Consider the following 6,877-nt stretch of genomic DNA (forward strand, 5'->3'; position numbering starts at 1 on the left):
AGATCAGCACCAGGTGAGGCGGCGGCCGTGGCCGTGGGTCCAGCCGACGGCCGAGCCGTCGAGGCCGAGGCAGAAGTCGCTGCCCTCCCCCGCGCACGTCGCGGTCGCGGTGACGTCGGGCAGCACGCGGGCGCCCTCGTTGGACACCCAGTGGGCGCGGCCGCCGGCGGCGCGGACGCGGGCGACGACGTCGTGGGCCAGCTGCTGCCAGCGTGCCCGCCCCTCGTCGTCGAGGTAGGCGATGACCGCCGAGTGGAAGAGGACCAGTGTCGCGTCCGGGGCCTGCTCACGGGCCCGGTCCACGAGCTGGTCGAGGTCCTCGAGGAGGTCACCACGGACGATGTCGACGGGCACGTCCGCGACCTCTGCGCAGGCTGCCGCGAGGCGCGCCCGCCGGTCGTCGTGCTCAGGCCACACGAGCGTCTCGAGCCACCGCGCCGTGTCCGGAGTCGACAGGTCGAGCGGGTTGAGGTCGATGCCGCCGCGCCAGACGACCTCCGGCAGCGCGGACGGCACCGGCGCCGCTCCCTGCAGCACGCACTCGAGCACGACCGGTGAGGGCCCGTCGGCGGGGTCGAGGCGGTGCACTACGTCGCCTGCCTCGCCGACGTAGCGGTAGGACCACCGGTCAGGGTGCAGGCACAGGCCGGCGCTCGCCCCGACCTCGAGCAGCGCGAGCGGGCCCTCGAGCCCACCGAGCACCGGCAGGAGGGTCGCGCACCGACCGACCTCGTTGGTCTGGGTCGAGCGGGCCAGCACCGTCTCGAGGACCTGCGGCCAGTGCTCGCGGAGCACCTCGCGCAGCCCACCGGGCCCGTCGTAGGCCGAAGGGGTGAGCGCACCGTGCCAGCGGGCCGCCGCGAAGACGAGGTTGGGCTGCCGCTTGCCCACCGGCAGCTCCTCGAGGAGGGCGCGGACCTCGGGGTCGTCCGCGACCCCCCGCGCCCAGTCCTCGAAGGTGGCGGACTCCCCCTTCGCCTCGTGCTCGGCGAAGTGCCGGTAGAAGTCGGAGACGTCGGCCAGGTCGTCCATCGCGCGCATGCGGCCACCCTCCCACGCCGTGTCTGCGCCCCGTTGTCGGTGGTCGCACCTACGGTCGTCGTCATGGAGGTCGTCCAGGACAGGCTCGGTGACCTCGGCACCCCGTTGGCCGAGGTCACCTTCGTCGTCGTCGACCTCGAGACCACGGGCGGCTCCGCCCGTGACTGCGGCATCACCGAGATCGGCGCGGTCAAGGTGCGCGGCGGCGAGGAGCTCGGCGAGCTGCAGACCTTCGTCAACCCCGGCGAGCCGATCCCCGCCTTCATCCAGTCGCTGACCGGTATCACGGACGCCATGGTCCGCGACGCCCCCAGCACGGGTGAGGCCGTCGCCAGCTTTCTCGAGTTCGCCCGCGGCGCGGTGCTCGTGGCCCACAACGCCGGCTTCGACATCGGCTTCCTCAAGGCGGCGTGCGCGGCGCACGGGCTGCGCTGGCCGGGGCCGCAGGTCATCGACACCGTCCACCTCGCCCGGCAGGTCGTCTCCCGCGACGAGGTGCGCAACCACAAGCTGGGCACGCTCGCCCAGTACTTCGGTGCGACGACGACGCCCGACCACCGGGCCCTGCACGACGCCCGCGCGACGGTCGACGTGCTCCACGGCCTCATCGGGCGACTCGGGTCCGTCGGGGTCGACACCCTCGAGGAGCTCGGCTCGTACACCAACCGGGTCAGCGACGAGGTCCGGCGCAAGCGGGTCCTCGCCGACGGGCTGCCCTCGGCGCCCGGGGTCTACGTCTTCAAGGACGACCGCGGCGAGGTGCTCTACGTCGGCACCTCGGTCGACATCCGGGCGCGGGCCCGCAGCTACTTCACGGCCTCGGAGCAGCGTCGTCGCATGGGCGAGATGGTGCGTGTGGCCGCGGAGATCACCCCGATCGTCTGCGCGACGACCCTCGAGGCCCAGGTGCGCGAGCTGCGTCTCATCGCCCGGCACCGGCCGCGCTACAACACGCGCTCGCGCCGCCCGGACAAGGTGTGGTGGCTCAAGCTGACCGACGAGGCCTTCCCCCCGGCTGTCGATCGTGCGCACCATCGGTGCCGACGACCTGGCCTGGGCTGGCCCCTTCGGCACCCGCGGTGCGGCAGAGGACGCCGCCGCCGCACTGCACGACGCGGTCCCCCTGCGGCAGTGCCTGACCCGACTGTCACCGACCCGCCCAACGTCGGCCTGCGCGCTCGCCGACATGGGCCGCTGCGCCGCCCCCTGCACGGGCGCGGTCGGTGTCGACGAGTACGCGATCACCGTCGCGGAGGCAGCGGCCGTGCTCGTCGGTGACGTCCGACCCGCGGTCGCCGCGGTCCGTGAGCGCATGTCCTCCCTCTCGGTCGACGAGCGCTACGAGGAGGCGGCGGTCCTGCGCGACCGGCTCGGCTCGCTCGTGCGGGCGACCTCGCGCAGCCAGCGCGCGACGCCGGTCCGGGAGTCGCCCGAGATCATCGCCGCCCGCCGCACCCCACGCGGGGGCTGGGACCTCATGTGCATCCGTCACGGGCGCCTCGCCGGCAGCTCGCACTCCCCCGCGGGCGCCGACCCGATGCCCTATGTCGCCGCGCTGCGGGCCAGCGCTGAGGTCGTGTCCGCGCCCACCGGTCCCGGCACGAGCGCGCTGCCCGAGGAGACCGAGCTGGTCGTGCGCTGGCTCGAGACCGAGGGCACCCGGCTCGTCGACATCGACGGCGAGTGGACCTGCCCGGTGGGAGGGGCCGCTGCGGCCCACGGCGCTCTGGCTCCTGCTCTAGGGTGGGCCTCGTGATCACTGCCATCGTCCTCATCCACGCCGAGACCTCGCGCATCCCCGAGGTGGCCGAGACCGTGGCCGGCCTCGACGGTGTGAGCGAGGTCTACTCCGTCGCGGGCGACGCCGATCTGATCGCCATGGTGCGCGTCCACCGGCACGAGGAGCTCGACGACGTCATCGCCGGCCGGCTCAACAAGGTCGAGGGCATCGTCGACACGTCGACGCAGATCGCCTTCCGCGCCTACAGCCGCCACGACCTCGACGCAGCCTTCAGCATCGGCCTCGAGTAGTCCGCGACCCGCTGACGCTCCGGCTCGGGAGGGCCCTGACCCCCTCCCCTCAGGAGGCGGGGCAGGCCTCCCGCGTCGCCGTGACCCAGCGCTCGAGCTGCTCCGCGGCGCGGCCGGAGTCGAGGACCTCCTCGACCGTGTCCATGCCCGCCCTGACCGCAGCGACCGCGTCGTCCGGGTGGTGGGGGGCCGGTCTGCGCCAGAGCGACCGCCGCACCGGCGTTGAGCACCACGGCATCACGCACGGGTCCGCGCTCGCCAGCCAGCAGCCGTCGCGCCACGTCCGCGTTGAAGTCGGCGTCCCCGCCCCGCAGGGAGTCGAGCGGGCTGCGGGTGAGCCCGAGCTGCTCCGGAGCCAGGTCCACCTCCCTGATCGACCCACCCGCGACCCACCACACGTGGGAGGAGTCGGCGACGGTCAGCTCGTCGAGACCGTCATCGCCCCGGAAGACCAGCGCCGTGGTCCCACGGTCGGCGAAGACCCCGGCCATGAGGGGCGCCACGCGCGGGTCGGCCACCCCGACGACCGAGTACGTCGGTCGACTCGGGTTGGTCATCGGCCCGAGCACGTTGAGCGCCGTCCCGACCCCCAGGTCGCGACGCGGTGCCGCCGTGTGACGGAAGGAGGGGTGGAAGGTCTGGGCGAAGCAGAAGGTGATGCCGGCGCGGTCCGCGATCTCCCCGACGACGTCGGCCGGGAGGGAGAGGGAGACGCCGAGCGACTCGAGCACGTCCGCGGACCCCGACTTCGACGACGAGGCGCGGTTGCCGTGCTTGACCACGCGCACGCCGGCAGCGGCGATGCAGATGGCCGACATCGTCGAGATGTTGACCGTGCCGGCCATGTCACCGCCGGTGCCGACGATGTCGAGGGTCGGACCGTCGACCGAGATCGGCACGGCGTGCTCGAGCATGATGTCGGCCAGCGCGCGCAGCTCGGTGACGGTCTCCCCCTTCGCCCGCAGGGCCACGAGGAAGCCGCCGATCTGCGCCGGCGTGGCATCACCCGACATCATCTCGCGCATCGCCCATGACGTCTCGTCCGCGGACAGGTCGTCCCCCCGCGAGGAGCTGGGTGAGCAGTGCGGGCCAGGTGTGGGCGCCCGGTGCGCTCATCGGCCGGCCACGCGGCGAGCCAGGTCGGCGACGGCGTCGGCGAGGGCGATCGGGTCGAGCGGGTGGGCCACGGCGGCGTCGGCCATGGACCACGTCGCGAGCCAGCCGTCCTGCGGCCGCCCCGTGAGCACGAGGACCGGAGGGCACCCGAGCACCTCGGACTTGAGCTGTCGGCACAGGCCCATGCCACCGAGCTTGGCGGACTCCCCGTCGAGGATCAGCAGGTCCAGCCCGCCGGCCTCGACGGCCTCGATCACCCCGTCGGCGGTGGCGCACTCACGCCACGAGAGGACCTCGACGTCGCGCGCGGGCCGGCGACCGACCGCCGCGCGCACCGTGTCGCGGATGGTGATGTTGTCACTGTGCACGAGGACCCGGACCGCGACGGAGGCGTCTTCCCCGGCCGCGACGGTGGGGGCGGAGGAGGTCTGCTGGGAGCTTCCGGTCATGCCTGTGATCGTAGCGGTGAGGGGCCTCGCGAGACTCGCGGAGGGGGGTGGCGCACACCGGCATCCGGTTACAGACATAATGGGCCCGTGGCCACTGCAACCTCCCTGCCTTCACACGTGTCCGGGCACACGACCGCCGACCCCTCGATGGGTCCCGTCAGCCGACCCAACATGGTCTCGGTCGGGACCATCGTCTGGTTGTCGAGCGAGCTGATGTTCTTCGCCGGACTCTTCGCCATCTTCTTCACGGTCCGGGCGATGCGCCCCGACCTGTGGGAGCACAACTTCGAGCTGCTCAACGTGCCCTTCGCGGCCGCCAACACCCTGATCCTCGTGGTGTCGTCGGTGTGGTGCCAGCTCGGTGTGCTCAAGGCCGAGCACGGCCAGAAGTCGCGCACCGGCTCGCTGCTCAACGTCGCCGGCTGGGGCATGCGTGAGTGGTACATCCTCACGTACATCTTCGGCGCCGTCTTCGTCTCCGGCCAGGTCCTGGAGTACGCCACCCTCGTCACCGAGGGCGTGACGATCTCGACCGACGCGTGGGCGTCGATCTTCTACCTGACGACGGGCCTGCACGGCATCCACGTCACGGGTGGCCTCATCGCCTTCCTGCTGATCATCGGCCGCACGTACACCACTCGTGACTACAGCCACGCGCAGCAGACGGGTGCCGTCGTCACCTCGTACTACTGGCACTTCGTCGACGTCGTGTGGATCGCCCTCTTCGCCGCGATCTACCTGCTCGGATGACCCCGATGCGCCGTCTCCCCCGATCCACCCGCTCCACGAGGACAGGACTGCACATGCCCACCCTCTCTCGCCGTCACCCCGCGGCGATCGCCCTGCTGCTCCTGCTCGGGCTCTTCGTCACCGGCACCGCGTACTCCGCGGTGGCCCCCAAGGAGGCCACCGCCTCCGTGGCCAGCGCGGACAGCGTCGCCAACGGCAAGAAGCTCTTCGTCGCCAACTGCGCGACCTGCCACGGGGCCAACGGTCTGGGCATCGACCAGGCCGGCCCCAGCCTCGCCGGCGTGGGTGCTGCCTCGGTCGACTTCCAGATGGGCACCGGCCGCATGCCGATGACCGAGCCCGGCGTCCAGGCCAAGGACGACCTGCAGGTGAAGTTCACCGACGAGGAGATCTCCGACATCGCGGCCTACGTCGCCACGCTCGGCCCCGGCCCGTCGGTCCCCGACGAGGAGTACACCGACGGCTCGAAGGGCGACCCGGGCAAGGGTGGCCAGATCTTCCGCGTCAACTGCGCCATGTGCCACAACAGCGCCGGCGCGGGCGGCGCCCTGACCCGCGGCAAGGACGCCCCGTCCGTGCAGGGTGTCTCGGGCAAGCACATCTACGAGGCCATGGAGACCGGCCCGCAGAGCATGCCCGTCTTCAACGACGCCAACCTCAGCCCGGAGAGCAAGCGCGACGTCATCGCCTACCTCGAGGCGCAGCAGGAGGCCGGCAACCCCGGAGGCAACCCGCTGGGCAGCCTGGGCCCGGTCCCCGAGGGACTCTTCATTTGGACCATCGGCCTGGGCCTCCTCGTGGGCTTCGCCGTCTGGCTCGGCCAGAAGTCCGCCTGATCACTGACCATCGCCACACAGACAGGACCTTCGACAGATGAGTGAGCACACCCCGACAGGGGCACAGCCGGAGGAGCCCACGGGCTCCGAGCCGGTGCGCCTCGACCAGGGCCACGTGCAGGGCTCCGGTGGTATCCCGGAGCGGTTCGCGAACCCGGGGCTGCCGCCCCACGTGCTGCGCAATGCCGACCTCGACGACAAGGCGGCCAACCGCGCCGAGCGACAGGTCGCGACCCTCTTCCTGCTGTCGATCCTGGGCACGGTGCTCTTCCTCGTGGCCTACTTCATGGTCGACGTGGACACCCAGGTGTGGGTGCCCTTCACAGAAGAGATGAGCCTGTCCAACCTGCTCCTCGGGCTGGGCCTGGCCTTCAGCCTGCTCGGCATCGGTCTGGGTGCCGTGCACTGGGCCAAGACGCTCATGCCCGACACCGAGGTCGTCGAGATGCGTCACCCGATGCGCTCGAGCGACGAGGACCGCCAGGGCTTCGTCGACACGATGCTCGAGGGCGGCGAGAGCTCGCAGCTCACCCGTCGTCCGCTGCTGAAGATGACCTTCGGTGCGGCCATGGGCCTCTTCGCCGTCCCGCTGCTCGTCCAGAAGGTGACCGACAGGTCGTTGCGCGGCAGCGGGCCGAGCGAGCCACCGATCTG

Annotated in this window: 7 protein-coding genes and 2 pseudogenes; 6 read left to right on the forward strand and 3 right to left on the reverse strand. The window is 71.9% G+C overall.

Translation table 11 applies throughout. The features are described from left to right. Positions 1 to 3: 3 nt before the first annotated feature. Positions 4 to 1,041, reverse strand: coding sequence for a DUF2332 domain-containing protein (locus B277_RS14825; RefSeq protein ID WP_007929732.1), 1,038 nt, complete (start codon positions 1,039 to 1,041; stop codon positions 4 to 6). A gap of 63 nt (positions 1,042 to 1,104) precedes the next feature. On the opposite strand from B277_RS14825, the gene B277_RS14830 reads away from it, so the two are divergent. The 3 genes from B277_RS14830 to B277_RS14835 are packed head-to-tail and all read left to right on the forward strand — an operon-like array spanning position 1,105 to position 3,072. Continuing rightward, positions 1,105 to 2,319, forward strand: coding sequence for a DEDD exonuclease domain-containing protein (locus B277_RS14830; protein WP_051988102.1), 1,215 nt, complete (start codon positions 1,105 to 1,107; stop codon positions 2,317 to 2,319). After that, entirely contained in the window at positions 2,306 to 2,797 is a 492-nt protein-coding gene (locus B277_RS20075; RefSeq protein WP_338009772.1) for a hypothetical protein, read from the forward strand. The genes B277_RS14830 and B277_RS20075 overlap by 14 nt, the downstream gene beginning before the upstream one ends. Beyond that, positions 2,794 to 3,072, forward strand: coding sequence for an Lrp/AsnC family transcriptional regulator (locus tag B277_RS14835; RefSeq protein WP_007929733.1), 279 nt, complete (start codon positions 2,794 to 2,796; stop codon positions 3,070 to 3,072). Before B277_RS20075 ends, B277_RS14835 begins: the two co-directional genes overlap by 4 nt. Before the next feature lie 49 nt (positions 3,073 to 3,121). Here the strand turns inward: B277_RS14835 and trpD are convergent. Together trpD and B277_RS14845 are read right to left on the reverse strand one after the other, a co-directional pair. Continuing rightward, positions 3,122 to 4,188: pseudogene (gene trpD, locus B277_RS14840) on the reverse strand (anthranilate phosphoribosyltransferase). Continuing rightward, the gene (locus tag B277_RS14845; RefSeq protein WP_007929735.1) at positions 4,185 to 4,637 is read right to left on the reverse strand and encodes a response regulator; all 453 of its coding nucleotides are present in this window, start codon (positions 4,635 to 4,637) and stop codon (positions 4,185 to 4,187) included. Before B277_RS14845 ends, trpD begins: the two are co-directional and overlap by 4 nt. 147 nt (positions 4,638 to 4,784) lie before the next feature. Between B277_RS14845 and ctaE the strand changes: the two genes are divergently transcribed. From ctaE to B277_RS14860, 3 genes and pseudogenes are all read left to right on the forward strand, one after another. Continuing rightward, on the forward strand, positions 4,785 to 5,387 hold the full coding sequence (ctaE, locus tag B277_RS14850; RefSeq protein ID WP_051988105.1) for an aa3-type cytochrome oxidase subunit III: 603 nt from the start codon (positions 4,785 to 4,787) through the stop codon (positions 5,385 to 5,387). A 53-nt stretch (positions 5,388 to 5,440) separates the two neighbouring features. Further along, entirely contained in the window at positions 5,441 to 6,223 is a 783-nt protein-coding gene (gene qcrC / locus B277_RS14855) for a cytochrome bc1 complex diheme cytochrome c subunit (RefSeq protein ID WP_007929737.1), read from the forward strand. Positions 6,224 to 6,260: 37 nt separating this feature from the next. Further along, positions 6,261 to 6,877 (forward strand): annotated as a pseudogene (locus B277_RS14860) (cytochrome bc1 complex Rieske iron-sulfur subunit); the annotation flags it as partial.

The sequence above is a fragment of the Janibacter hoylei PVAS-1 genome (assembly GCF_000297495.1).
GTDB lineage: Bacteria > Actinomycetota > Actinomycetes > Actinomycetales > Dermatophilaceae > Janibacter > Janibacter hoylei.

What these genes read in the sequence shown, in the direction of transcription:
- B277_RS14825 (WP_007929732.1), bottom strand. Translation starts at nt 1,041, where the DNA reads ATGCGCGCGATGGACGACCTGGCCGACGTCTCCGACTTCTACCGGCAC.
- B277_RS14830 (WP_051988102.1), top strand. Translation starts at nt 1,105, where the DNA reads ATGGAGGTCGTCCAGGACAGGCTCGGTGACCTCGGCACCCCGTTGGCC.
- B277_RS14845 (WP_007929735.1), bottom strand. Translation starts at nt 4,637, where the DNA reads ATGACCGGAAGCTCCCAGCAGACCTCCTCCGCCCCCACCGTCGCGGCC.
- ctaE (WP_051988105.1), top strand. Translation starts at nt 4,785, where the DNA reads ATGGGTCCCGTCAGCCGACCCAACATGGTCTCGGTCGGGACCATCGTC.
- qcrC (WP_007929737.1), top strand. Translation starts at nt 5,441, where the DNA reads ATGCCCACCCTCTCTCGCCGTCACCCCGCGGCGATCGCCCTGCTGCTC.